This is a genomic window from Parasediminibacterium sp. HNIBRBA5674 (assembly GCF_056745525.1).
In genome coordinates this window covers 83,357-107,466 of record NZ_JBQWIE010000004.1, presented here as the reverse complement: position 1 = coordinate 107,466, position 24,110 = coordinate 83,357, and the positions used below count along the sequence as shown (strand labels likewise).

Here is a 24,110-nt window from a genome sequence, read left to right as displayed (position 1 = left end):
AAGCAGAAATAAGCAAAAATCTTACAGTAAGCGTTTTTAAGAGTTTTGTACTTGTGAAATTAAGAAAACCTTAGGAATAAATTACTCACTAAGCTGATAAATTTCTCGAATATTTCTGCCCAAGCCATCGTAATCTAAGCCATAGCCAAGTACAAACTTGTTGGGTATGGTAAAGCAACAATAATCAATGTTTACAGGGTATTGCTGCGCTTCTGGTTTGTGTAGCAATACTGCAATTTTCAATGATGCAGGTTGTTGATTAACCAATTGTGGTAAAAATTGGTGTAAGGTTTTGCCCGTGTCAATGATGTCTTCAAGCACAATCACGTGTCTATCTGTAAGGTTTATATCTAAACCAATTGCAGTAACCACATGGCCTGTAGATTGTGTGCCTTTGTAAGAAGCCAGTTTAATAAAGCAAATTTCTGCTTCAAATTCAATTTCTTTAAACAAATCAGCACTAAAAATAAACGAGCCATTTAATACAGAAATAAACAAAGGTTTTTTGCCAGCATAATCTCTTGTTAAGTCTGCTGCAAGCACTTTTATTTTTTCTTGAATTTCTGCTGCGCTAATAAATGGTACAAATGTTTTATCGTAAAGCGTGATGGAATGACTCATAAAAAATGCGTTTAGTAATGTAGGTTTTTGGTATTAATTAGTTGATAATGAACTACTTTGTACATTGCTCTGCGCCATTGTTTTTGGTGCAACAGGCGCATTATTTCGTAAATATATTTTTTCGCCAACGGCAGGTTGCATATTTTTCTTTAGGCTATTGTACTCGGCTAATTTATCTAATCGTACACCTTCGGTTTGGCAAATGTCATACAGAGTTTCATTCGGTTTTACTACGTGAAAATCTGTAGCACCTTTGGTTAATTTTCTTTCAATAAAAATCAGTTTGTCAGTAGCTAGAATTTCTTCTTCTTCCATGTCGTTAAACTCAATCAATTTAGCTAACGAAATATCGTATTGCTTGGCCAATGATAGGAGAGAAGTGCCTTCTTTTGCGTAAATTACTTTGCTGTGGTTAATAGTAAATATACCTTCAGGATAGGTGACTTTCTTTTTTTCAGCAATGGCTTTAGCTACTGTTGCATTAGGGTTAATGATAATTACAGAATCTTCCTCTAAGCCTTCGGCACGTTTTTGTTGGTTTTCTTTCAGTTGCTTGGATGAGATTTTAATTACCAATTCAGGTGCTGTGGTGGTATCTTCATAAATCTCTTCTTTTGCAGTACTAGCAAGGGTTTGATTGCTATTTGATAATTTATTTAAAGCAATTAAAGTGTATTGATTGAGGTTATAATCATTAATAACTTTAATTAATTTTTGCGGATAATCTCTTTCGGTAGCGTAGCCAGCTTTTTTTAAACCTTTTGCCCAAGCTGCATAATCTGTTGGGTCTAGTTTAAACAAGAAATCGTACCAAGTTCTTGTTCTTAAAAAATTAGAATGGTCTTTGTAAGATTCAGCCGCCGATGGATAACTTCTAAAACATTCTTGTTTGGTATCGTCATCATGATACACTTTTTCGCCCGTCCATTCTGTTTTGCATTTTATACCAAAATGGTTGTTTGAGTTTTTGCACAAATCGCTTTCGCCGTAAGAAGATTCTAAAATGCCTTGTGCCAACGTGATAGACGCAGGTACACCGCTACGTTGCATTTCTGCAATGGCAATGTCTTTATATTGTGTAATATAGTTGTAGGCTTTTTCTTTTTGCGCGGTGGCTGCAAGCGCAATCGTAGCAAGAAAAATCGTTAAGAATTGTTTCATCATTGGGGTACTTTTTTTATCAATAGCAAGCCGTCTCTTACTGTTAGCATTACTTGTTCTACACGTTTATCTGCTGCAATATGTGCGTTAAATGCAGCAATGGCTTTGGCACTTTTGCTTTTTAAAGGTTCTTCTAGTACTTGACCATGAAATAGTACATTGTCAGCTATTATCAAACCATTATCGTTTAATAGCGGCAATACCATTTCGTAGTAATCTATATAACCTGTTTTATCAGCATCAATAAATACCAAATCCCATTTGTAGGGTAATGTTGGAATAATATCTAGCGCTTTACCAAGGTGCAAATGTATTTTTTTATGCTCGTTAAATTGGTTAAAATTTGTTTTAGCGGTAGCAGCATCTTCTTCACGCAGTTCTATGGTGTGCAATTCGCCATCATTTTGTAAGCCCATAGCTAGGCACAGGGCACTGTAACCAGTAAATGTACCAATGTCAAGTACATATTTTGGCTGCATCAATTGGCTGATAAATGTTAAAAATTTGCCTTGCACTTTACCGCTCAGCATGTGGTGTAGTTGGTGCTTAGCCACCGTATCTGCATTTACTTGCTCCAATAAACCGGTTTCATCCGACGTCATTGCATCAGCATATTGTTCTACTATTTCTGGGATAAGTATTTGATTCATTGTGGGAGTAATATTTTAACACATAGATACATTAGTATAAATCCGAGAACACATAGTTGTTATTAAAAACGTAATCTCTATGCTTTCCTTAGTTTCCTATGTTTCTATGTGTTTAGAGTATTTGCTTTGTGTGAAACCGCCAATAACCCCAAAAACGTCAATCCGCCATTGATAATTAATAGCTCTAAGCCTATTTCAAAGCCTCCAAATAGTTCCTTTTGGTATTTGTCAATAATATAGCAAATAATGGGTGCTGCTACGCAAATGAATGGCACCAAATTATCATTAACCGCTCTCTTGGTAATAATGCCAAATGTAAATAAGCCTAATAATGGCCCATACGTATAAGCGGCAACTTTTAAAATAACGCCAATCATGCTAGGCTCGTTAATCCATTTGAATACCATCACAAACAATAAAAAGATAAAGGCAATGCTTAAGTGCACTGTTTGCCTCACTTTTTTCTGTTTTGCGTCATCCCAATCTGTTCTGCGTTTGATGGCTAAAATATCTATACAAAAAGAAGACGTTAAAGCGGTAATAGCGCCATCTGCACTAGGAAATAAGGCTGAAATTAAAGCGATAATAAAAATGATAGACACAAACGGTGGCATGTGTTTTAAAGCTATTTCTGGAAATAATTTATCACCAGTTGCGGTTACTTGCTGATTTTCTGCATACAAATACAATAAACCACCTAAAAACAAGAATAGTAGTAATACTGCCATTAATATAAAACCAAGCGTCAACACATTTTTTTGACTATCACCAAGTCTTTTTACCGAAATATTTTTCTGCATCATTTCTTGGTCCATACCAGTCATAGTGATGGTAATAAATGCGCCTGCAAGTATTTGTTTTACAAAAAAGAGTTTACTATTTGGGTCTGTAAAAAAGATTTTTGTGTAGCCTTTTTCGCTCATTACGGTTAAGCTTTCGGCAAAGCCAAGGTGCAAATTGTTTAAAATATATATCACACAAATCACCAAGCCTGCAAGCATACAAGTGGTTTGCAAAGTATCTGTGTACACAATGGTTTTTACACCGCCTTCAAATGTGTACAGCAAAATCATAATTAAAATGATAAGTGTGGTTAACCAAAATGGTACACCAAAGCTCTCTAATATCGCATCTTGCAAAATTTTTACTACTAAATATAATCTTGCAGTAGCACCTAATGTACGTGATAAAATGAAAAATGAAGCTCCCGTTTTGTACGATTTAAAGCCTAGTCTTGTATGTAAAAAGTTATAGATGGACGTTAAATTAAGGCGATAATAAAGCGGCAATAAAACAAACGCAATAATGGCGTAACCAATTACATAGCCAATGGTTATTTGAAAATAGGCAAATGATTTTACAGCAACTTCACCAGGTACACTTACAAACGTAACACCACTAAGGCTCGTGCCTATCATACCAAAAGCTACCAACATCCAATTGCTGTTTTTATTGCCAATAAAAAAGCTTTCGTTGTTGCTGTTTTTACCCGTGTACCAAGCCACACCAAGTAATACAGCAAAATAGGCAATTACAAATGCAAACAATACTAAAGGACTCATAGTTAGCTACATTAAAATTAGCCGACAAGATAAAACCTATTTGCGAAGCGTATATAAAAAAGTACGCCACACATTAATGTATGGCGTACTTTTTTATTTCTAATTAAGCCCAAAAATGTGTTTCCCTTTTTTAAGGCTAGGGGCAACTATGCTTTCTCTAAAGCAATATCTACTAATAGGGTTGTGCCATTAAATGTAGCGTCTACATTGGCCGTTTTGTAGCCACCCAATGTAAACGTAAGGTTATAAGTTGCATTAGCTAGTTTAGCAAAGCCATATTTACCATTACTATCGGTAGTGGCAGTATCTGTACCATTGCTTACTTGTACATCTGCTATGGCCTTGCCGGTAGCTTTATCTTTTACTGTACCTTCTATACTGTAGGTAGTTGTAGCTTCTTCGCTAGCAGGTAGTAAGTATATTTTATACTTCGCATAGTTATCGGCAAATATTACTTTGGCAGCTTTGGCTACTTTGGTTCTAAAGCTCCAAGCCGTATTAAGTAGCAATACACGGTTTTGTGTAGCGCTCAAGCGACTATTTTTACCTAGTTCTTGCGCTTTTTTAGCATCTATCAGCGCTAGCCTTTTGGTGGCTATTTCATCTATTTTAGCTTGGGTGTATTTGGCGGCTATCAACTCTGCTTTGTATTTGTTAGCAGTGGTGCTAAACACATCCATAAACGTAATCATCTTTTCGGGTACTTGTCGCACTTCATCGTAGTTATCGTAGCCAAACTCGTTTAGTACCCACACTTTACTAGCAAAGGCTTTTTCTAAATAATATTTAGCGCCTTGAAAGTGGCTGCGGCAAGCATCTAAGCAAGCATCTACAGTAGCTGTAAGCCCTGTTTGTACATCTACAATTTGTTCATCTTTAGGGGCTTTACTTGCAGCTTCTATGGCAGTAAGCCAGTTAGCTGCATATGGTGGTTTAAAATCATCGTCTAAACCAATAAAATCAGCTTCGTTTAATACAAATTGGGCATGTGTTATGCGACCATCTTGCAGCATCGCATCATCAGAAATACTAAAATCTCTGGTTAATTGATTTGGTGTACTCATGTTTTGTAGTTTTAGTATTTAAAAATAATAAATTTCTAAAAACAAATAACGAGGAACAATATTAAAAAGACGTTAAAATTTATATAATTATTATAGGCTGGTAAATAGTGTAGTTTAATAGTTGAATGATTAAAAAAAGTATATCAAAAATATCTACCTATTAGTACAAAAAATATAATGCTCGTACTGTAAAAGTATTTGCTCGATGCAAATTTGTAATGGCGCTATTAATAGTTATAATAGTTTGCTTAAAAGTGATTGTAGCTCGTAACAAAGTTTCAATTACTCGATTTAAAGTTATTGTTGCTCGCTACAAAATTATAGTTGCTCGCCACAAAGTTACAACTGCTTGCCGCCGAGTTATGGCAACTTTGGCTGTTATTACTATAACTTTATTGTAATTAGGCTTAAAAAGCTAGCGAAACATATCTAGCCTTTGGTACATAGGTAAAACAACCCAGTCTACGACCACCGCTTTAAAAGATGGAAATTTTTGGTGCGGCGTTCAAATTCCCCTCCACAGAGGGGTGGCAGCTTGCTGATGGGGTGTTTAATCTGTATTAGCGTTTATAAATGCCATTGCAGTAGTTTCATCTGTTTCTATTGCCATTTCTACAGCTTGCTTGGCTATTTCTAGTAGATGCTTTGATTGCTTACGTAATTGAAAACTTTGTTGAATGAGTGAGGCGATTTGTTGTTGAGTATGCATGTCTAGTACAGGTATTTGCAGGTTGCCAATTTCATCCATGTTAAGATTCGTTTGTACGCCTTGCCTTGCATATTTTTCAATGATTTGCTGCCCCACTTCTGAATTAAAGAAGATGATTAAGTAAAGGCGATTAATGACATCCTCATTAAAACGAAGAATTGCACAAGCTTGATTAATATTAGCTTCTACATCATGGTCAAAAATACCACAGCGACCAACCGTGCCAGCAATAGAAAATAATACATCATTGTGTTTTAGTTGTGTTTTCTTCAATATTCCTTCATGAACATTGCGTCTAATGTAGTTTAAATCATCTAAGGAAACTCTATTGTTGCCAATATCCACTGCTCTAATAAACGGAATACCATCTGATGCATCAGTATAATATTGGCTGTCACCTGCTTTTGGTGTTGAACCGCTAGTAATAGGTGTACTAACAAGGTCTTTTAATTTTATCTGCTCAAATTGTTTTAAATGATTTTGAATGATATCATACTTAGGTTGATAATATTCTGCATCTAATCTGCCACTATCTGAAAAGCTTTCTTTAAAGGATTTGTTATTGATGGCAAGGCCTTTCGTTTGCCATAGTGTTTCAGTAATGCCTAATTCTTTAAGTAATAATTGTTCGGCTTGATAGTATTGCGTTTCCGATTCTTCTGTTGCAACTTCAGTCATTCTCAGCAGATTCTCGACTTCTTTTTGAAAAGTAATTTGAAAATCAGGAATTGGAATATTGTTTAAATAATAAGGTGCTATTTCTGGCTGTAAACCACCGTACATCCCTTTGTCAATAAGCTTCCGGCCAAACTTTGTATTTAGAAATACTGCTAGATATGCTTGCTTAAAATACGTATTTCTTAGTATGAATGTATGAGACGAGCCAATAGCTACCTTATTAATATTATACAATGCAGTTTGCCCAAAGTTTGCACCTGTTCGAGTAATCACCACATCACCCTTTTTGATTAAATTTTTGGATAGATGCTTAGCATCGTCTTTGGAAATGAATACATTATTTGACTCTTCAATTTTTAACGGTCTTATATTTTGAGTTCTAAAAAACCATACACCATCATTTTCTACATATTCTCTTTTGATTTCTGATGGATGAATTATTTTACTATCAATCTCTGTAAGCCTTTTAAAATTGTTTCTTTCTAATTTAATTTCAATATTTAAATATTCCTTTTTAAAGAATTCGGCATCAAATCTAAATCTATCATTGAGTTTATTTACTTCACTCAACTTCAACACACTCACTTCCAGCCCTTCTAACAATGCCTTGTATTTGGCTTCGTTAAAAGGGCTTAGGCGAAAAAACTTAACTGCTCTTTCTTGGCAAATTCTATAAAGGCTTCTGCAATGCCATCAGGTGTTAGTTGCTCGGTGGTGTTATCGTCGTACTCGTTAATGGTTGCAAATAAATCGTGGTATACTATCGGGTGACCGTGTTGGTCGGTAATAGCATCTTTTTCTATGGTGGTGGTTTGCCCAATCACCGCATTATCATCCTGACGGCTATTGTCATCCTGAGGAACGAAGGATCTACCTATTGCATCAGATGCTTCGTTCCTCAGCATGACAGGGTTTTGTTGCTTTTTCCAAAACAATTTATCGCCACTGTTATTCTTACCTTCTAATTGTTGGGTAGCAAAAAATATATTGTAATCATCGGTTTTAGGGCAAAGTTCATCATCCCATTTTTGGCAAAACAATACACTTGTTTTAGTGCCTGTATGTGGCTTAAACGTATTGCCATGTAAGCCTACTACTGCTAGTATACGGCAATGCTCGGCTATAAAATCTCTTATGTATTTGTCGCTGCTGTTATTAAACCTGCCTTGTGGCAATACAATAGCCATCCTGCCACCAGGTTTTAAAAAGTTAAGGTTGCGTTCTATAAACAAAATATCTCTACCTACTGCTGGCGAGGCTTTGCCATTTTTCATAGCTAGCTCGTAACGGCTTAGTATTTGGCTCTCTTTTATATCACCTGCAAATGGTGGGTTAGCCATTAGTACATCAAAGTTGAAGTACATAAAATCGTTGCCGTTTTTGGTGCTTTGTCTTAGTTTTTTTAGGCGTTTAAAGCCATCTAAATAATGCTCCCAACTATCTTCTTCTACGGTGTTTTTCCATCGGCTAAAGTCTAGCGTGTTAAGGTGTAGTACATTGGTTTGTCCATCACCTGCTATTAGGTTTAGGGTTCTGCCTACACGTACTGCTTTTTCGTCAAAGTCTATGGCAAATACTTTTTCTACTACATAGTCTTTACAGTACTGTGGCTTGTCTTGTGCGGTGAATAAGTGACTTATTTTTTTGCCCTTCTTTTTAAACATTTGTTTCCATACATGCATTACTGCGTGTACAGGAAAGCCCGAACTACCTGCTGCTGTATCTATCACATAATCGTCCTCGGTGGGGTTCATCATTTTTACACACATATCTATTACATAGCGTGGTGTAAAGTATTGTCCTTTTTCGCCCTTACTACTTTTACCTATTAAGTATTCAAAAGCTTCATCAACTACATCTAAGTTGCTATTAAAAAGCTTTACGGTTTCTAAAGAACTTACGCAAATAGATAGGTGAGAAGGGGTTAAATTCAGTTTAGCATTGGTTTCAAATACACCATTCCATTTCTTGTTGGCACGGTCAAATAGTAGTTGAATCTTTTCTTTTAGTTCTGCATCGCTTAAGCCTGTATTTCTAAATTCAAGGTTTCGGCTTTCATCATTTGCTCCTAAATATTCATCGTATAGCTTAGCAAAAATGAGTTTAAACACTTCTTCAAATACATCTACACCTGCATTTGCCAATACCTCGTTTTCCATTTCTTGTACCAAGTCTTTCAAGCTTTTACCACTTTCTTTTAGCTTGTCTTCACGTACTAAATCTGCCATTTTAAAAGGGCGTTGCAGTATGTCTTCTAACTTCTCGGTGGCTTTTGGTATTTCTGGTATGTCTTCAAAATAATTGGGGTTTTTGCGGTGGTGGTAGGTAATGCTTTCACCATTGGTCCATACACCCATAGTAGCACCTGTACCGTGGCAATAGCTTTTTAGTTGGTCTCTACCATCTTTGGCTTTAGGCTTTTTTACTTCTACCAAAATGTAAGCAACATTTGGGTCAAGCTTATCCATAATTACTATGTCGGCTCGTTTGGTTTCTCGTCCAAAGTTTACAGGAAACTCAAGCTTTATTCTGCCAGTAGGGTACTGGTAATGGTTAATGAGTTTGTACAGGTACAATTGCCTTACTACTTCCTCTGGTGTTAGTTTTATTTCTTTGAGGCGTACCTGACAGTAGAAATAAGGTTCAATACCTTTTTTAGTTTCTTTCTCTTTGATGTTTGCCTCAATAAAGTCTATTTCTTGTTTAGTAAAAAGCGATAAACTGTAAGCAGAGTTTTGAAGAATATCTATCAGGTTCATAAGCAGTAGAGGTGGCTGCTTAAATTGTCTGCTTTATAGAAATTAGAGAGGGTACACCCTTCGCCTTTCTATCTACAGTAGGTACGACCAAGCACCCGAGAGAATAGAATACAGCAAAGGATGCACCCTCTCGAGTGCATCGCTTGTGCCGTTTCCTTCTCTCTTTTAAAATTGGTCGTTTTACTGTAGAAGAAACTTAAGCAACGCTATATGCGTTAAATAATATGTTTTGTCTGCCGCAAATCTAAAGTAAAACAGTATAGGAAAATGGCATAAAAAAGCCCTGCAATTTGCAGGGCTTTAAATCCTTCATTACTCAGGATGACAGTTTGTTCTTTGCAGATCCTTCCTTCGTCAGGATGACAATACTAGTCTGCTGTTAAAAACTGACTATTAATATAGTCTACCACACTTGTCATGCTACCTGTTTCTTCGTAAATTTTCAATTGCCTATCAGCGCCTGTACCACGTTCTAGCATGGTGTGTATAAAGTTGATAAAATGACGACTACCTAATTCGTCTACCACATCATCTATAAAGTCTAGCAATTCTAGTATCAAGGCTCTTGTAGGTATTTCTGTTTCTTGCCCAAAATCTATTAAACTGCCATCAAGCCCATAACGGCTAGCTCGCCATTTGTTTTCGTTTATTAAGGCTCTTTGGTAAATCATAAAGTTCATATTTTGACTTCTTAGCTTATACAATTTGGCACAAATAGCTTGAAACAATGCAGCAATAGCAATGGTTTCGTTAATGGTCATTGGTATATCGCAAATGCGAAACTCTACGGTATTGAAGAAAGGATGCACCCGCAAATCCCACCAAATTTTCTTGGCATTATCTATACAGTTGGTTTTAATTAACAAGTTCACATAGCTTTCGTAAGCCTCAATACTTTCAAAATATTCTGGTATACCTGTGCGTGGAAACTTATCAAATACTTTGGTTCTGTAAGATTTATAGCCTGTTAAACGACCTTCCCAAAAAGGTGAATTGGTGCTTAATGCATACACATGTGGTAAAAAATACCTAGCGCTATTGGCTATGTGAATAGCCATTTTTCTATCTGCCATACCTACGTGTACATGTAAGCCAAAAATGAGATTGCTTCTTGCCGCATCTTGCAGTTCATCTACAATTTGGTGGTAGCGATGATGGTCGGTAATTAATTGGCTGCCCCAATGGCTAAAAGGATGCGTACCACTTGCGCCCACCCACAAGCCCATGTCACCTGCTATTTGTGCAATATTGCCACGCAAGCCAGCTACATCTTTAAATGCTTCGTGTGCATCGGCACAGATATCTGTACCTACTTCTACCACTGCTTGGTGCATTTCAGCCTTTACCTTGTCACGTAGTATTTTTTGCCCTTCAATAACGATGCGTTGTTCATGGCTTTTTAGTTCCTTTGTAACAGGGTCTAGCACCATGTATTCTTCTTCAACACCTAGGGTAAAATGTTTATAGTTCATAGTATCAATGTGATGATGTGATAATATGCTGATGTGACGATTTGTGATGTGCTATCGGGTTAATAATTATCGAATTATCACATCATCATATTATCAAATTGAATTAAATCAACGGTATTTTAGCACTGCTTCTTTTAATGTATTCACCCCAAGTAAGGTTGTCTTTACCTTCTACTTGTGCCAATGCTTTTTCTATGGCGTAGTTAGCCGAAGTTTCTACCACCCAAGCAAAGTTTTCTTCGCCTACACTTGTGCGTTCAGCATCTGGTGCAGGATTGCAGAAGTCAATGGCATAAGGCACACCATCACGAATGGCAAGCTCTACGGTATTAAAATCATAACCTAAAAAGTGGTTTATTTTGAGTACAATTTCTTCCATTTGTTGTAAGCGTTCTGCACTTGGTGCAAAATCAGCCACATAGCGTAAATGGTGTGGATTTCTTGGCTCGTAAGGCATTATGCGAACATGTTTACCACCTATGCAATAGCAGCGATAATATTCTGTAAATACAATTTCTTCTTGCAGTAGCATTACCAATTGCCCTGTTTCTGCATGTTTTTCGTAAAACTCTTCTATACTTTCTAGCTTGTACACGTTTTTCCAACCACCACCTGCAAATGGTTTCATATAGGCAGGAAAGCCCACATACTCAAATATGCCTTTCCAATCTAGTGGGTATGCTAAGTTGCTAAATGATTCGCCACTAGTATCATCTGGTAATTTGTACGATGGTAATATGGCCGTTTTAGGTACTGGCACACCTATTTTGGTAGATAAGCAATTATTAAAAAACTTTTCATCAGCGCTCCACCAAAAAGGGTTGTTGATAACAGCCGTACCGCACAATGCAGCATTCTTTAAAAAGGCACGATAGAAGGGAACGTCTTGGCTTATCCTGTCTATAATTACAGCATAGCCAGATGACTCGCCTTGTATTACCTTATCTATTTTAACCGATTCGGCTGTAATGCCTTCAATCCCTTTACTGTTAATCCGCTCTACCAATGCTTCAGGAAAGCTTCTTTCTTTACCATGTAAAATGCCTATTTTCTTCATGTGATGCGTTTTTTATCTTTTAGGAATTGCGTTTATACTATTTGGGTTCAATATAAATAAACATTTGCAAACAAAACTTAGTTGTTGCCTCTAAATTGATGAATTATTTTAAAATCCACAATCCTTATTTTTGAAAGCTATGACACAGCACAGCGAGCATTTACCAACTATAGTAATAGAACAACACCATATTTACTCACAATACCTTGAAAGAGACGTACGCATAGATGCGTATTTGCCCACTAATATTTTGTTGCCCGAGCAAATGAGCTTGCTACTAATTAATGATGGGCAAGATTTACCCAAAATGCCTTTTCAAAATATTTTATCAGAATTAATTGATAACCAAACGATAGAACCTTTACTGTGCATAGGTATTTATTGTGGTGATGATAGGCGTAACGAATATGGTACTGCGTATAGTGCCGACTATCAAGGGCTTGGCAGCAAAGCTGGCTTGTATAGCAAGTTTATTTTTGATGAATTGCTGCCCTTTATTCGCAAAACTTTTAACGTGCCCAACTTTAAAGACAAAGCTTTTGCAGGTTTCAGTTTGGGTGGTTTAAGTGCTTTAGATATTGTGTGGAATAATGCCACAGAGTTTAACAAAGTAGGTGTGTTTAGTGGCAGTTTGTGGTGGCGCCGTAAGGCTTACGATGCTGGCTATAACGATGAAAATGACAGACTAATGCACTTGCAAATACGCAAAGGCATGTTTTACCCTTGGCTAACGTTTTTTGTACAATGTGGTGCGCTTGACGAAACAGCCGATAGAAATAATAATGGTGTAATTGATAGCATTGACGATGCTTTAGACCTTATTGTAGAGCTAAAAGCCAAAGGTTATACCGATGCGCACATTGACTATTTACTACTTGAAAATGGTAAACACGATGTACCTACCTGGGCCGAAGCTTTACCACAATTTTTACAATGGGGCTGGGGGAGGAAGGCGAGTTTGTAGTTTAATGCAAAGCAGTTAAAAAGTTTAAAGTTTAAAAGTTTATAGTAAAGCGTACTGAGTTCTCTATTTTAATACTTCAACAGTAAATCGAAACTTAAACTACAAACTTTTTAAACTACTTCTAAACTCATAAACTTTTAAACTAACGCAAACCCCCAAATTTCAACCCAAAACCACTAACCAATTGTACTAATATACCTTACCAAACTGCGCTTAGCTATTGGTAATAAGGTTTCTTCCATGGGGAAGGTTAAATTGGTTTCTACCGCATATACAGCAGGATTTGGTAGTGCTTTACGTTGTTTTATCAATTCTGTTTTAATGCTTTGGTAAGTGTTTACAAAATTGCGCTGCCACACATCTACAAATTCGGTTTTCATGGTGCGGTATTTATCATCGTGCTTTTCAAAAATGCTCATTCTATATTGATATACCCATGTATTTTTTGCCTTGCCTTCGCACAAAAAGAAATAGCCTTCTTGGTGGTCTAAAGGCATAATGCCAACAGGAGCTATGCTTAAATTTTGCTCTACAAATTCATAAATTTCGGTGCCACTTTTTATAGCATGCTGCATAGTGCCAGCAGCATAGTGTATAATGCTTTCTAGTTCTTCCATTAGTTCATCATCAGCAATCATATTCTCGTATAATATCTGTAATTGCTGTATTTGAATGCCTGTTAAGCGCTTAGGAAACTGCTCTTGCAAATACTTTTTATTTTCTCTAAACGCAATAAGATTGTTATAATGAAAAATTAAATCTGCCAATTGGGGATACAATTTATTGGCGTTAAAATGTTTACCTATTTCTTGCAAATAGGCGAGTAGTGTGTACTTTTTTAACTCAAAATCAATATAGCCATCGGCAAACCAGGTTTGTGATAAAGTTTTCATAACAAGACCATTTGTAGTGAAACAATATTGCTGTTGAATCAGCACTTTTTCTAGTTCTAATTTACAACACTGCTTTCTTTTTGCCAAATAAAAATGGGTGGAGAAATTTTGGCTCGCAGATAACGCAGATTGCGCTGAAGTGTAGGCGTGTTTACTTTTGTTTTAAACCTTTAATCATTAAAAAATACCAAAAACAAATAAAATAGCCATTGCAACAAGTTATATCTCTATTTTCTCATTTTCAAAAAGAAAAATATCAGTACTCTCTTGATGCTTAAAGGCAATTGCCTGACCAATTTTATGTGTATCAGAAAAGCAGCAACCAACCTTTTTATCAAATCCCTTTCCTGCATATGTGAATTTCATAAAACATTTAATCTTAGTCCTACTTCAAATTGGGAAAATAGGTAATTTTGGTAATTACAAGTTTGCCACTCTTTTGAATACTAGACCTCTAAAAAAAACTATCGTTCAATATTTTACATTTTTGTTCGTTCATATAGGTATGCGATATAAAGGTGTAACAAATTGTTCTGCTGCGATGTTCAAGCGCCTCACTGATGTAAAACCGAAGACCTGTAGCGATAACATTGCCTGGTATCAACTACAAGCAATTGTATTATAAGGATTCCAAATGTGGTAGGCCATCTAAATTGTTAATAGAAGACCAACTTTTGATGTTACTTATGTAATATCGAGAGTATCGTACTTTTTTAAACATCAGTAAGAGCTACGGCATTAGTGAAATGCATTGTTGGTCTATTATTACAAAAACAGACGCAAGCATCCTAATAGCAAAATACCTATCAAAGGTAAAAGTAAATACCGCTTAAAAACGCACAGAAAAAGAGAATCAGCAGTTATCTTTAATAAAAGCGTAATAGAAAATATTATCCTAACTATGAAGATATTTAGAATATTGGCCCAAAAATGCGGAAATAGAAGAAAACGTTTTGCACCAAGAATTAACCTAATTGCTGCAATTTGTAATTACCAATTAGCAAATTAATTTTATATTAGATATCTAATGGTACTGGCAACTCTCATAGCATTATTCCTCTTCAGCGGTCCTTGCCATCAGCGGCATATTTATTTCGTAAGCTTCAATACCTGTTTCTGTTAAATATCGGCTAAGTGCTGCTTGAAAACCGTGTGTTACCAAAACTCGTTCTGCTTGTGTGGCTTTTATGGCTTGCAATAAATCTGGCCAATCAGCATGGTCGCTTAGGCTAAAACCTGCATCTACATTGCGTCTTCTGGCATTACCTCGTACTTGCATCCAACCGCTGCACACACCTACTTTATAGGGCTGAAACTTTTTCATCCAAGGTGTACCATCTGCACTTGGTGGAGCAATGATAACTGTATTTTTTAGTTCAGCTTTTGTTGTTTCAGTAGTTACTCTTTTTACTGTAGGTAAATGAATGCCTGTATTTAATAAGGTTTCGTGGGTGTTCCAAATAGCACCATGGACGTAAATATTATCGGTAACAGCAGATACTGCTTCAATAACACGTTGTGCTTTGCCAAGGCTATAAGCAATTAATACAGAACTTGTATTATTGGCTTGGTTCTCTAAAATCCAATGTTGAATTTGTTGGTAAATAATTGCTTGTGGCTGCCATTTGTAAATGGGTAAGCCAAATGTACTTTCTGTAATAAATGTGTGGCATTTTACGGCTTCAAATGCACCACTTAAGCCATCGTTTTCAGTTTTATAATCACCACTAACTACCCAAACCTCACCGTTGTATTCAATGCGTATTTGTGATGAACCAATAATGTGGCCTGCAGGATGCAAAGAGATTTTTACACCATTGATATAAACTGGTTCGCCCCAACCGATACTTTGATAATTATTATTGCCCAAACGTAGTTGTAGCAAAGGTTTGGTAAGATGGTGACACAAATAATGTTTGCTGCCCCAACGTGCATGGTCGCTGTGTGCGTGGGTAATTATGGCTCTATCTACAGCCGCCCAAGGATCGATATAGAAACCGCCTTGCTGGCAATACAAACCTTTGTCTGTGTAGGTGAGAAGCTGCCCCCAAGCCCCCAAAGGGGGTGTTGTAGAACTGTCAATATTTTTACTAGCGTTTTCCATTTTAAAGGACTTTATTTTTTGCCCCCTTTGGGGGTTGGGAGCGTTTACATTTATCGCTGCAATATTTTACTTCGTCCCAATTTTTAGCCCATTTCTTACGCCATGTAAATGGTCGGTTGCAAACAATGCAAAGCTTGGTAGGAAGGTAAGATTTATTGGGATTGCCTTTGGGCATATTTTGCTTTTAGAGTTAGCAACAATTTGCTTAAAGCTTGGTTCGGTTGTGTGGGTGAAAATGCTGAATAAAGTACCGAACGTACAAGTGAGATGCTTCGTAAACTCACCACAGGCTACAACGATGTTACATAGTAGACAAAAGCTGGTCAACAAAGCTTACTTATACATACCATCTAGCTTTTTGATAAAGTAGATTTTTTTATTTTCGAGGTAATTGATTTTGGAAGGATCTGTTGTGCTTTTTTGTGGCTCAATAATAAAGTCATTTGAGATTTTAAACGCCTTATCTGACAAGTGATTGATAACATCGGTAGGATGCGCCAAAAGCAAGCTGGTAAAGTGATACATGCTTTCGTAGCCTTTTAAAACCATATCGCTTGGACGTGCAAATAACTTGTTTTTATAAGCTTGCGAAATGTTGGTGATGGTAGGCAAGTTTCTTGGAAAATTGTACGACGTTGTGTAGACCAATGTAACGCTGTTGCAATCTGATTTATCTAGTTCTTTCAAGCCATCCCAAGTGGGCATGCCGACAACTGTGGCCGCATAATTTTTATCGCTGCTGATTGATTTTACCACATTTACACCAAAAGCTTCGTTGAGGCTGCCACAAATAACCAAGTTTTGTCGTATGCTATCTAGTTGGTCGTTTAAATCGATGCTAGTAAAATTATCGTTGAGTTCTATGGTTTTAAACTTGAGTGGCAGCGACGCTGTTTTTTTATTGCTCGCTGAAAAAATAGAAAACAACATATCTTCTAAAGCCCCCTTTCTTTTTACGTATACAATATTGTTTGTGCTATAGTTGCGCTGAACATACTTGTGAATTTCTTCGATGTGCGTTTTTAAAGCAGTATTGATGAGTACAAAAAAGGGATTATCGGTAACGCCACCATCATTAGGAAAAGTAGCAGAAATGATAGGAATGTTTCTGTGCAAAGCTATGTCAGCCAAGGGTTTCACATCGTTACGGTTATTGAAGCAAGCAATAATCATGGCGATATTTTGAAACTCTGGCTTGCGAATAATGGTGTAAATACTTTCGCTGCCTTTGCTATCGTAAAACAATACTTCAACCGATTTGCCTTCGGCTTTTAAGCTATCAACAGCGAGCATAACGCCATTGTAAAACTCAAGGCCAGGTAAAATAGCTTTGGGTAAATTGTTATTGCCAAGTTTATAATTATCGCCATCAAAAGCGCTATCGGTATAAATAGGTGCAAAAACGGCAACTTTTACAGGCTGCTGCTGTGCTTGTACATAAAAAGTGAAAAGAGAGATGAAAAGGGTAAAGACACAACAGAAATGTAGTTTCATGGGTTGTTTTTAATCAAGCAAATTTTACAAATATTGTTCCATTATTTTGAGTTTATAACATCTCAAATCCCAAATCAGTAATCCCAAATCTTATTTTATTCCCACTCAATTGTTGCAGGCGGCTTACTACTAATATCGTACACCACACGGTTGATGCCACGAACATTATTAATAATCTCGTTAGAAATATTGGCTAAAAACTCGTAAGGCAAATGCGCCCAATCTGCCGTCATGCCATCAACACTTGTAACAGCACGTAAAGCTACTGTAAACTCATAGGTTCTTTCATCACCCATAACACCTACACTTTTTACAGGTAACAAAATAGTGCCAGCTTGCCAAACTTTATCATACAAGCCAGAATCTTTTAAACCCTTGGTGTACAAAGCATCAGCATCTTGTAAAAGCTTCACTTTCTCAGCTGTTACTTCACCCAAAATACGGATGGCTAAGCCTGGGCCAGGAAAAGGATGGCGGTACAATAAATCGTAAGGAATACCTAATTCTAAACCTACTTTTCTTACTTCATCTTTAAACAATAAACGCAAAGGTTCTACTAAACTTAGGTTCATTTTTTCTGGCAAACCACCCACATTGTGGTGCGATTTGATGGTAGCAGAAGGGCCATGAACACTTAAACTTTCAATAACATCAGGGTAAATAGTTCCCTGACCTAAAAAGCTAGCACCTTCAACTTTTAAGGCCTCGTCATGAAATACATCAATAAATAACTTACCTATTACTTTACGTTTTTCTTCTGGGTCTGTTTTATCTTTTAGACCATCGTAAAATAATTGCTTAGCATCAATTCCTTTTACGTTTAAATCAAGCTGTTTGTAAATATCAAGTACCTGTTGAAACTCATCTTTGCGCAGCACCCCATTATCTACAAAAATGCCATATAAATTTTTGCCAACGGCACGGCTTACTAAAGTAGCAGCAACAGTGCTATCAACACCACCACTTAAGGCCATAATTACCTTGCCATCACCAATTTGGGCTTTTAGTTTTTCAACTGTTTCGTTGATGAAAGATGCAGGCGTCCAATTTTGGGTACAACCACAAATGCTCACTAAAAAGTTTTTAATTAGCACTTTACCTTCGGTAGAGTGGTATACTTCTGGGTGAAATTGTAAGCCGTATAATGGAAAGCTATCGGTGGTTGTTTTTTTGAAAGCCGCTACAGGTATGCTTTCTGTAGTTGCCAATACCTCAAAACCTTCTGGCAAGGTCACAATGCTATCGCTATGGCTCATCCACACTTGCGAGTTAGGACTAATATTTTTTAGTAAAATATCTTCACCATTTCTTGTTTGTAAAATGGCACGACCGTATTCTCTTTTATTGCTTTTATCTACACGACCACCATAGGTTTTAGCCGTTAATTGTGCACCATAGCAAACACCTAAAACTGGTACTTTGCTGTTTAAAGCAGCAATGTCAACTGAAGGAAAGTCAACATCGTTTACACTACAAGGTGAACCACTTAGAATAATTCCTTTTAAATTATCTTCAATTACGTAATTTTTATTGTAAGGGATGATTTCGCAGTAAACATTGGCTTCTCTTACACAACGAGCAATTAACTGGGTAAACTGGCTTCCAAAATCGAGAATAAGTATTTTTTCGGTCATGCCGCGAAGGTAAATGAAACGCTATAAAGGAAGAAGAAGAAAGTAAAATGGTTAATAGTCAATAGTCAATTTGTTTTTTTACGCAATTTAAGCCATCAGTCTCTCATTTGAGTTTACTTGAAACTTGAAACTTGAAACTTGAAACTTGAAACTTGAAACTTGAAACTTGAAACTTGAAACTTGAAACTTGTTTCTTATCTTCAAACTTCAAATCAACAAAAAATGAAACAATTTTTCTTTGTAATGCTTGTGATATCTGTATTAGTTAGTTGCAATTTCGAAACTATTAAAGGTAGTGGTGTAGTAAAAACTGAAACAAGAACCATTAGTGGTGCTGAGAAAATTAAAGCAGTGGGCAGCTTTGATGTAGAAATTATACCTGGTACAGAAACTTCATTTAAAGTTGAAGGCGACGATAATTTGATAAAGCACATTATTACAGAAAAGAAAGACGGTTTTTTGGTGATAAAAATGGAAGATAATATTAATTATTCAACTGAAAATAAATTAACAGTTTATATTTCAACCCCACACTTAGAGGCTGTATCGCTTGCTGGTAGTGGTAACATTACTACAAAAGGTAAATTTACTGGCAGTGATAAATTGAAAGTGAGCCTTGCAGGTAGCGGTGATGCTGATATTCAAGTAAATACACCAACAATAGAAGCAAGCATTGCTGGTAGTGGCGATATAAAAATTGCTGGTGAAACAAAAGACGCCACTATCAAAATAGCTGGCAGCGGTAACTTTAAAGGCGAGGAGTTAAAAACTGAAAATGCAGAAGTTCACATTGCAGGTAGTGGTGATGCAAAAATATTTGCTGATGTAAAATTAGATGCGCATGTTGCAGGTAGTGGTTCTGTATTATATTCAGGTAATGCAACCGTTACTCAAAAAGTAGCAGGTAGTGGTGAAGTGAGAAAGTTGTAAACACGAATTTTAAAGCAATTGCACTAATTACACGAATTTTATTGCTAATTCATAAACTCAAAATTAGTTTTTCAATTCAGCCATTCGGCTTACGTATTTACCAATAATATCAAACTCAATATTTACAATACTACCAACTGAAACTTGGTTAATGCTTGTGTGATGATAAGTATATGGAATGATGGCAACTTTGAAACTGTTTTTGGTAACGCCAAAGCAAGTTAAACTTGTACCATTTACAGATATAGAACCTTTTTCTATTACTAAATGTGCAAATTGAGGGTCAAATTCAAATCGGTATTCCCAACTGCCTTCAAGTGTAAGCGCCTCAATGCAAGTAGCAGTAGTATCTACATGGCCTTGTACAATGTGACCATCAAGTCTACCATTCATTTGCATGCATTGTTCTATGTTGATTGTAGTGCCAACAGACCAAAACTGCAAATTCGTTTTCTTAATGGTTTCTTCAATTGCCGTTACTCGATGTCGATTTTCTACTACTTCTTCAACGGTTAAGCACACACCATTGTGGCTTACGCTTTGGTCAATTTTAAATTGAATAGATAGGGGCGAACTAATCCAAAATGTATAATTAGTACCATTTGTGGTTACTGCTTCAACTTTGCCTATGCATTCAACTATTCCTGTAAACATGGGTGCAATATTAGTTTGAAAGTTTGGTGTTTGGCGCTTCTGTAGCAGCAATTTTTGTGAATAGTATTGGTGCAAACGCATTAACTATCAACATTTATAAAAAACAATTTGGCAGTTTGATTGATTCATCTATTTTTGCAATCCAATTTTTCACTAAAGGAGGTATATTAATCATGCTTATTATCGATTCAAAAGATTGCGAAAACATTGACAAGGCTTTAAAGAAGTACAAAAAGAAATTTGAAAAAAGTAAAACCTTGTTACAGTTAAGAGAACGTCAAACGTTCACTAAACCAAGTGTTGTTCGTCGTGGCCAAGTTTTAAAGGCAATCTACAAGCAACAGTTAGCAAGTGGAAAAATAGAAGGATAATTTCCTTTTATACCCAAACATACTCAAGTAGCCTTTAGTGTATAGCTTTAGGCTACTTTTTTATGTCTACTACTCAAATATATCAGTCATCCTTACAGTCTTTTTTAGATTATATTAGCTTTGAGAAGCGATATTCTACCCATACCATTACCTCTTACCAAAACGATTTAGCACAATTTTTTGCTTTTTTAACTAGTCAATTCGATGCGCCAGCATTAGAAAAAATTACTGCTGCTATGGTACGTAGCTGGCTAGCCGAATTAAAAGGAGATAAGTTAGAAGCTAAATCTATCAACAGAAAAGCCTCATCTTTAAAGTCTTTCTTTAAATATCAAATGAAAATTGGGGCACTGCAAGCCACACCAATGACCACTATTTCTGCACTTAAAGTAAGTAAACGATTACCTGAATTTGTACAAGAAAATCATTTAGATACCTTGTTTAGCCACGTTGAATTTACCGATGATTGGGATGGAAAAACCAAGCGTCTGGTATTGCAATTATTTTATGCAACAGGTATGCGTTTAAGCGAATTAATTGGCTTGAAATCGAGTTTTTTAGATGAATCGCTTAGTCAAATAAAGGTATTAGGTAAGGGCAATAAAGAGCGCATTATTCCTATTGCCAAAGCGTTAATGAGTGAATTATTGGATTATGAAAATAGCAAGCCAATAAGGTTGCCAAATGTAGATAATTTATTTACCAACAGTAAGGGAAAGCCTTTGCAGGCAAGGATCGTATATCAATTTGTAAAAGATAATCTTGGGCTTGTTACTACCATAAAAAAGAAAAGTCCACACGTGCTAAGGCACAGTTTTGCTACGCATTTAATGAATAATGGTGCAGATTTAAATGCTGTAAAAGAGTTGCTTGGTCACAGTAGTTTGGCTGCAACACAAGTGTACACGCATAACACCATTGATAAGCTGAAAGATGTGTACAAGAATGCGCATCCTAAAGCATAAATTTTTGAAAAAAAATTATCTTTTTGTTATTTTTTCAATTAATAAGTTTTACATTAGTACTAGAAAAAATGCCCAACTATTGCCTATGAATTAATGCTCTACTTGAAGTTCTTTCACAATTATTTTTTCATTTTTAAAACGTGAAACGTCATGAACGTAAACATTCAAACAGTACACTTTGATGCAGATGACAAACTAGTAGATTTTGTATCTAAGAAGGTTCAAAAATTATCAACTTTCCACGACAAGATTGTAAAAGTTGATGTGTTTTTAAAACTCGATAACGTTGTTCACACGATTAAGGATAAGGTTGCTGAAATAAGAGTACACATTCCTGGTCATGATTTGTTTGTAAAATCTTCTTCAAAATCATTTGAAGAATCATTTGAAAATGCTTTAGATTCTATCACCAATCAAATAAAGAGAAAAAAAGAAAAGCTTGCAGCATAAACCAAAAAATTCAAAGGCCTCAATTAGAGGCCTTTTTTGTTTCTAGTAAAACATTCTTTTTGATTAACGGTTAATTTGGTATTAAAGATTGGCTTTTCTTTATTGCAAACGCTTAATAAACACCAATGGCTACCAAAACTGACTTATTTCAATCACCCGATTATTATTTATTGGATGAATTATTAACTGACGAGCAGAAATTGATTAGAGAATCTGTACGCAATTATGTAAAAAAAGATATCTCGCCAATTATAGAAGACTATGCACAACGTGCAGAATTTCCACAGCAAATAGTACCACAGTTGGGTTCTTTAGGTTGTTTTGGCCCTACCATACCTGAAACCTATGGTGGTGGCGGTTTAGATTATATTAGCTATGGGTTAATGATGCAAGAACTTGAGCGTGGCGATAGCGGTGTTCGTAGCACTGCAAGCGTACAAGGTAGCTTGGTAATGTTTCCCATTTATGCTTATGGTAGTGAAGAGCAACGACAAAAATATTTACCAAAACTAGCTAGTGGTGAATGGTTAGGCTGTTTTGGGCTGACAGAACCCAATCATGGTAGCGATCCAGCAGGTATGTTGACGCATTTTGTAGAAGATGGTGACGACATTATTTTAAACGGTGCTAAAATGTGGATCAGTAATGCACCCTTCGCACAAGTAGCAGTGGTGTGGGCTAAAGACGTCCAAGGTGAGGTAAGAGGTATTATTGTAGAACGTGGTATGGCAGGCTTTACAACGCCTACAACGCATGGCAAATGGAGCTTGAGAGCAAGTGCTACAGGTGAATTGGTTTTTAACGATGTGCGTGTACCCAAGGCAAATATTTTGCCCAATATAAAAGGACTAAAAGGGCCATTAAGTTGCTTGTCAAAAGCTAGATTTGGTATTGCTTGGGGCGTTATTGGCGTAGCAATGGATTGTTATGATACCGCATTAAGATACAGTAAAGAACGACTTCAATTTGGCAAACCTATAGCTGGTTTTCAGTTGCAGCAGAAAAAGCTAGCTGAAATGATTACAGAAATTACTAAGGCGCAATTGCTGGTTTGGCGCTTAGGCGTTTTAATGAATAATGACAAAGCCACACCTGCACAAATTAGTATGGCCAAGCGAAATAGTTGCGAATTAGCCGCTAATATTGCACGTGAAGCGAGGCAGATTTTGGGTGGTATGGGTATAACAGGCGAATACAGTATCATGCGACATATGATGAATATGGAAAGTGTTTTAACATATGAAGGCACGCATGATGTACACTTATTAATTACTGGTATGGATATAACTGGTATCAATGCGTTTAAGTAGAAGCCCCCAGCCCCTAAAGGAGAGCAATTAGCTTTTAAAATAGAATTGTAAAATGGATGATAATATTAAAAATAAAGCTTTTTCCAATCCCCCTTTTGGGGCTAGGGGCAACCTTTATTTAATAGGCATGATGGGCAGCGGTAAAAGCTATTGGGCAAAACAATTAGCTGCTGCTACTAAGTGCAAATGGATTGATTTAGATACCGTGATAGAACAAACTGCTGGCAAAACTATTTCAGAAATATTTACCACAGAAGGTGAAGCTGCTTTTAGATTGCTAGAGCAAAAAGTATTGCATCAAACTGCAAGTGACAAAGATTTAATTGTAGCTAGTGGTGGTGGGGCACCTTGTTTTTTTGATAATATAGATTGGATGAGTGCGCATGGGGTTACTGTTTTTATTAATGAGCCAATTGATGTATTGGTGCAGCGCTTGCAAAAAGAAAAAGCCCACAGGCCATTGGTGAGTAATACTTCTGATGACGAATTGTACGCCTCATTAGCAGAAAGATTAACAAGTAGATTACAATTTTACCAAAAGGCGCACCATACAATTATTGGCTCGCAAGCAACTGTTGAAGACTTTATTAAACTGATTAAACATTAAC

At 36.4% G+C, this 24,110-nt stretch carries 23 protein-coding genes and 1 pseudogene; 8 read left to right on the top strand and 16 right to left on the bottom strand.

Features of this window, described 5'->3' with window-relative positions:
* Window positions 1-81: 81 nt before the first annotated feature.
* The 9 genes from hpt to ACT9TX_RS03510 form a co-directional block, all read right to left on the bottom strand.
* Window positions 82-621: a hypoxanthine phosphoribosyltransferase gene (gene hpt / locus ACT9TX_RS03550; RefSeq protein WP_481336829.1), complete on the bottom strand. Its 540-nt coding sequence runs from the start codon at window positions 619-621 to the stop codon at window positions 82-84.
* Between the two features lie 33 nt (window positions 622-654).
* Window positions 655-1,785: a glucosaminidase domain-containing protein gene (locus ACT9TX_RS03545; RefSeq protein WP_481336828.1), complete on the bottom strand. Its 1,131-nt coding sequence runs from the start codon at window positions 1,783-1,785 to the stop codon at window positions 655-657.
* Window positions 1,782-2,432: an O-methyltransferase gene (locus ACT9TX_RS03540; protein WP_481336827.1), complete on the bottom strand. Its 651-nt coding sequence runs from the start codon at window positions 2,430-2,432 to the stop codon at window positions 1,782-1,784. The genes ACT9TX_RS03545 and ACT9TX_RS03540 overlap by 4 nt, the downstream gene beginning before the upstream one ends.
* A gap of 104 nt (window positions 2,433-2,536) precedes the next feature.
* Window positions 2,537-3,994: a sodium:solute symporter gene (locus ACT9TX_RS03535; protein WP_481336826.1), complete on the bottom strand. Its 1,458-nt coding sequence runs from the start codon at window positions 3,992-3,994 to the stop codon at window positions 2,537-2,539.
* 146 nt (window positions 3,995-4,140) lie between these two features.
* The gene (locus ACT9TX_RS03530) at window positions 4,141-5,058 is read right to left on the bottom strand and encodes a carboxypeptidase-like regulatory domain-containing protein (protein ID WP_481336825.1); all 918 of its coding nucleotides are present in this window, start codon (window positions 5,056-5,058) and stop codon (window positions 4,141-4,143) included.
* Window positions 5,059-5,608: 550 nt separating this feature from the next.
* Window positions 5,609-7,048: a restriction endonuclease subunit S gene (locus ACT9TX_RS03525; protein ID WP_481336824.1), complete on the bottom strand. Its 1,440-nt coding sequence runs from the start codon at window positions 7,046-7,048 to the stop codon at window positions 5,609-5,611.
* A 29-nt stretch (window positions 7,049-7,077) separates the two neighbouring features.
* Window positions 7,078-9,204, bottom strand: coding sequence for an N-6 DNA methylase (locus ACT9TX_RS03520; RefSeq protein WP_481336823.1), 2,127 nt, complete (start codon window positions 9,202-9,204; stop codon window positions 7,078-7,080).
* A gap of 368 nt (window positions 9,205-9,572) precedes the next feature.
* Window positions 9,573-10,676, bottom strand: a complete 1,104-nt coding sequence (locus ACT9TX_RS03515; protein WP_481336822.1) for a carboxylate-amine ligase — start codon at window positions 10,674-10,676, stop codon at window positions 9,573-9,575.
* 103 nt (window positions 10,677-10,779) lie between these two features.
* The gene (locus ACT9TX_RS03510) at window positions 10,780-11,733 is read right to left on the bottom strand and encodes an ATP-grasp domain-containing protein (RefSeq protein ID WP_481336821.1); all 954 of its coding nucleotides are present in this window, start codon (window positions 11,731-11,733) and stop codon (window positions 10,780-10,782) included.
* Window positions 11,734-11,872: 139 nt separating this feature from the next.
* Here ACT9TX_RS03510 and ACT9TX_RS03505 point away from each other — a divergent pair, with 139 nt between their 5' ends.
* Complete coding sequence (locus ACT9TX_RS03505) at window positions 11,873-12,697, top strand: alpha/beta hydrolase (protein WP_481336820.1); 825 nt, start codon at window positions 11,873-11,875, stop codon at window positions 12,695-12,697.
* A 176-nt stretch (window positions 12,698-12,873) separates the two neighbouring features.
* On the opposite strand, the gene ACT9TX_RS03500 is transcribed toward ACT9TX_RS03505, so the two are convergent.
* Together ACT9TX_RS03500 and ACT9TX_RS03495 are read right to left on the bottom strand one after the other, a co-directional pair.
* Window positions 12,874-13,590, bottom strand: coding sequence for a hypothetical protein (locus ACT9TX_RS03500; protein WP_481336819.1), 717 nt, complete (start codon window positions 13,588-13,590; stop codon window positions 12,874-12,876).
* Window positions 13,591-13,809: 219 nt separating this feature from the next.
* Window positions 13,810-13,956: a hypothetical protein gene (locus tag ACT9TX_RS03495; protein WP_481336818.1), complete on the bottom strand. Its 147-nt coding sequence runs from the start codon at window positions 13,954-13,956 to the stop codon at window positions 13,810-13,812.
* Window positions 13,957-14,467: 511 nt separating this feature from the next.
* Here ACT9TX_RS03495 and ACT9TX_RS03490 point away from each other — a divergent pair.
* Window positions 14,468-14,599, top strand: a pseudogene (locus tag ACT9TX_RS03490) (IS5/IS1182 family transposase); the annotation flags it as partial.
* Between the two features lie 42 nt (window positions 14,600-14,641).
* On the opposite strand, the gene ACT9TX_RS03485 reads toward ACT9TX_RS03490, so the two are convergent.
* From ACT9TX_RS03485 to guaA, 4 genes are all read right to left on the bottom strand, one after another.
* Window positions 14,642-15,694: a ligase-associated DNA damage response exonuclease gene (locus ACT9TX_RS03485; protein ID WP_481336817.1), complete on the bottom strand. Its 1,053-nt coding sequence runs from the start codon at window positions 15,692-15,694 to the stop codon at window positions 14,642-14,644.
* A gap of 1 nt (window position 15,695) precedes the next feature.
* A complete protein-coding gene (locus tag ACT9TX_RS03480) occupies window positions 15,696-15,869 on the bottom strand; it encodes a DUF2256 domain-containing protein (protein ID WP_481336816.1) in 174 nt (57 codons plus the stop codon).
* A 158-nt stretch (window positions 15,870-16,027) separates the two neighbouring features.
* Window positions 16,028-17,188 carry a hypothetical protein gene (locus tag ACT9TX_RS03475; protein ID WP_481336815.1) on the bottom strand — a complete coding sequence of 387 codons (1,161 nt, stop codon included), beginning with the start codon at window positions 17,186-17,188 and terminating at the stop codon, window positions 16,028-16,030.
* A gap of 95 nt (window positions 17,189-17,283) precedes the next feature.
* On the bottom strand, window positions 17,284-18,822 hold the full coding sequence (gene guaA, locus ACT9TX_RS03470; protein WP_481336814.1) for a glutamine-hydrolyzing GMP synthase: 1,539 nt from the start codon (window positions 18,820-18,822) through the stop codon (window positions 17,284-17,286).
* Between the two features lie 222 nt (window positions 18,823-19,044).
* On the opposite strand from guaA, the gene ACT9TX_RS03465 reads away from it, so the two are divergent.
* The gene (locus tag ACT9TX_RS03465) at window positions 19,045-19,752 is read left to right on the top strand and encodes a head GIN domain-containing protein (protein ID WP_481336813.1); all 708 of its coding nucleotides are present in this window, start codon (window positions 19,045-19,047) and stop codon (window positions 19,750-19,752) included.
* 63 nt (window positions 19,753-19,815) lie between these two features.
* Here ACT9TX_RS03465 and ACT9TX_RS03460 read toward each other — a convergent pair whose 3' ends face one another.
* Window positions 19,816-20,406, bottom strand: coding sequence for a riboflavin synthase (locus ACT9TX_RS03460; RefSeq protein ID WP_481336812.1), 591 nt, complete (start codon window positions 20,404-20,406; stop codon window positions 19,816-19,818).
* A gap of 26 nt (window positions 20,407-20,432) precedes the next feature.
* On the opposite strand from ACT9TX_RS03460, the gene rpsU reads away from it, so the two are divergent.
* The 5 genes from rpsU (at window position 20,433) to ACT9TX_RS03435 (ending at window position 24,109) form a co-directional block, all read left to right on the top strand.
* Window positions 20,433-20,777 (top strand): 30S ribosomal protein S21, encoded by a 345-nt coding sequence (gene rpsU / locus ACT9TX_RS03455; RefSeq protein ID WP_481336871.1) that lies wholly within the window; start codon window positions 20,433-20,435, stop codon window positions 20,775-20,777.
* Window positions 20,778-20,839: 62 nt separating this feature from the next.
* Window positions 20,840-21,742, top strand: a complete 903-nt coding sequence (locus ACT9TX_RS03450) for a tyrosine-type recombinase/integrase (RefSeq protein ID WP_481336811.1) — start codon at window positions 20,840-20,842, stop codon at window positions 21,740-21,742.
* 150 nt (window positions 21,743-21,892) lie between these two features.
* A complete protein-coding gene (gene hpf, locus ACT9TX_RS03445; protein WP_481336810.1) occupies window positions 21,893-22,192 on the top strand; it encodes a ribosome hibernation-promoting factor, HPF/YfiA family in 300 nt (99 codons plus the stop codon).
* Between the two features lie 125 nt (window positions 22,193-22,317).
* Entirely contained in the window at window positions 22,318-23,502 is a 1,185-nt protein-coding gene (locus ACT9TX_RS03440; protein WP_481336809.1) for an acyl-CoA dehydrogenase family protein, read from the top strand.
* 52 nt (window positions 23,503-23,554) lie between these two features.
* Window positions 23,555-24,109 (top strand): shikimate kinase, encoded by a 555-nt coding sequence (locus ACT9TX_RS03435; protein WP_481336808.1) that lies wholly within the window; start codon window positions 23,555-23,557, stop codon window positions 24,107-24,109.
* Window position 24,110 lies beyond the last annotated feature (1 nt).

Bases quoted from the DNA above. Each gene is read 5' to 3' on its own strand.
- ACT9TX_RS03500 (WP_481336819.1), bottom strand. From the start codon at position 13,590: ATGAAAACTTTATCACAAACCTGGTTTGCCGATGGCTATATTGATTTT.
- ACT9TX_RS03535 (WP_481336826.1), bottom strand. From the start codon at position 3,994: ATGAGTCCTTTAGTATTGTTTGCATTTGTAATTGCCTATTTTGCTGTA.
- ACT9TX_RS03545 (WP_481336828.1), bottom strand. From the start codon at position 1,785: ATGATGAAACAATTCTTAACGATTTTTCTTGCTACGATTGCGCTTGCA.
- guaA (WP_481336814.1), bottom strand. From the start codon at position 18,822: ATGACCGAAAAAATACTTATTCTCGATTTTGGAAGCCAGTTTACCCAG.
- ACT9TX_RS03515 (WP_481336822.1), bottom strand. From the start codon at position 10,676: ATGAACTATAAACATTTTACCCTAGGTGTTGAAGAAGAATACATGGTG.
- ACT9TX_RS03510 (WP_481336821.1), bottom strand. From the start codon at position 11,733: ATGAAGAAAATAGGCATTTTACATGGTAAAGAAAGAAGCTTTCCTGAA.
- ACT9TX_RS03460 (WP_481336812.1), bottom strand. From the start codon at position 20,406: ATGTTTACAGGAATAGTTGAATGCATAGGCAAAGTTGAAGCAGTAACC.
- ACT9TX_RS03505 (WP_481336820.1), top strand. From the start codon at position 11,873: ATGACACAGCACAGCGAGCATTTACCAACTATAGTAATAGAACAACAC.
- ACT9TX_RS03530 (WP_481336825.1), bottom strand. From the start codon at position 5,058: ATGAGTACACCAAATCAATTAACCAGAGATTTTAGTATTTCTGATGAT.
- ACT9TX_RS03475 (WP_481336815.1), bottom strand. From the start codon at position 17,188: ATGAAACTACATTTCTGTTGTGTCTTTACCCTTTTCATCTCTCTTTTC.
- ACT9TX_RS03480 (WP_481336816.1), bottom strand. From the start codon at position 15,869: ATGCCCAAAGGCAATCCCAATAAATCTTACCTTCCTACCAAGCTTTGC.
- ACT9TX_RS03450 (WP_481336811.1), top strand. From the start codon at position 20,840: ATGTCTACTACTCAAATATATCAGTCATCCTTACAGTCTTTTTTAGAT.
- hpf (WP_481336810.1), top strand. From the start codon at position 21,893: ATGAACGTAAACATTCAAACAGTACACTTTGATGCAGATGACAAACTA.
- ACT9TX_RS03520 (WP_481336823.1), bottom strand. From the start codon at position 9,204: ATGAACCTGATAGATATTCTTCAAAACTCTGCTTACAGTTTATCGCTT.
- ACT9TX_RS03465 (WP_481336813.1), top strand. From the start codon at position 19,045: ATGAAACAATTTTTCTTTGTAATGCTTGTGATATCTGTATTAGTTAGT.
- ACT9TX_RS03435 (WP_481336808.1), top strand. From the start codon at position 23,555: ATGGATGATAATATTAAAAATAAAGCTTTTTCCAATCCCCCTTTTGGG.
- ACT9TX_RS03495 (WP_481336818.1), bottom strand. From the start codon at position 13,956: ATGAAATTCACATATGCAGGAAAGGGATTTGATAAAAAGGTTGGTTGC.
- ACT9TX_RS03440 (WP_481336809.1), top strand. From the start codon at position 22,318: ATGGCTACCAAAACTGACTTATTTCAATCACCCGATTATTATTTATTG.
- hpt (WP_481336829.1), bottom strand. From the start codon at position 621: ATGAGTCATTCCATCACGCTTTACGATAAAACATTTGTACCATTTATT.
- ACT9TX_RS03485 (WP_481336817.1), bottom strand. From the start codon at position 15,694: ATGGAAAACGCTAGTAAAAATATTGACAGTTCTACAACACCCCCTTTG.
- ACT9TX_RS03540 (WP_481336827.1), bottom strand. From the start codon at position 2,432: ATGAATCAAATACTTATCCCAGAAATAGTAGAACAATATGCTGATGCA.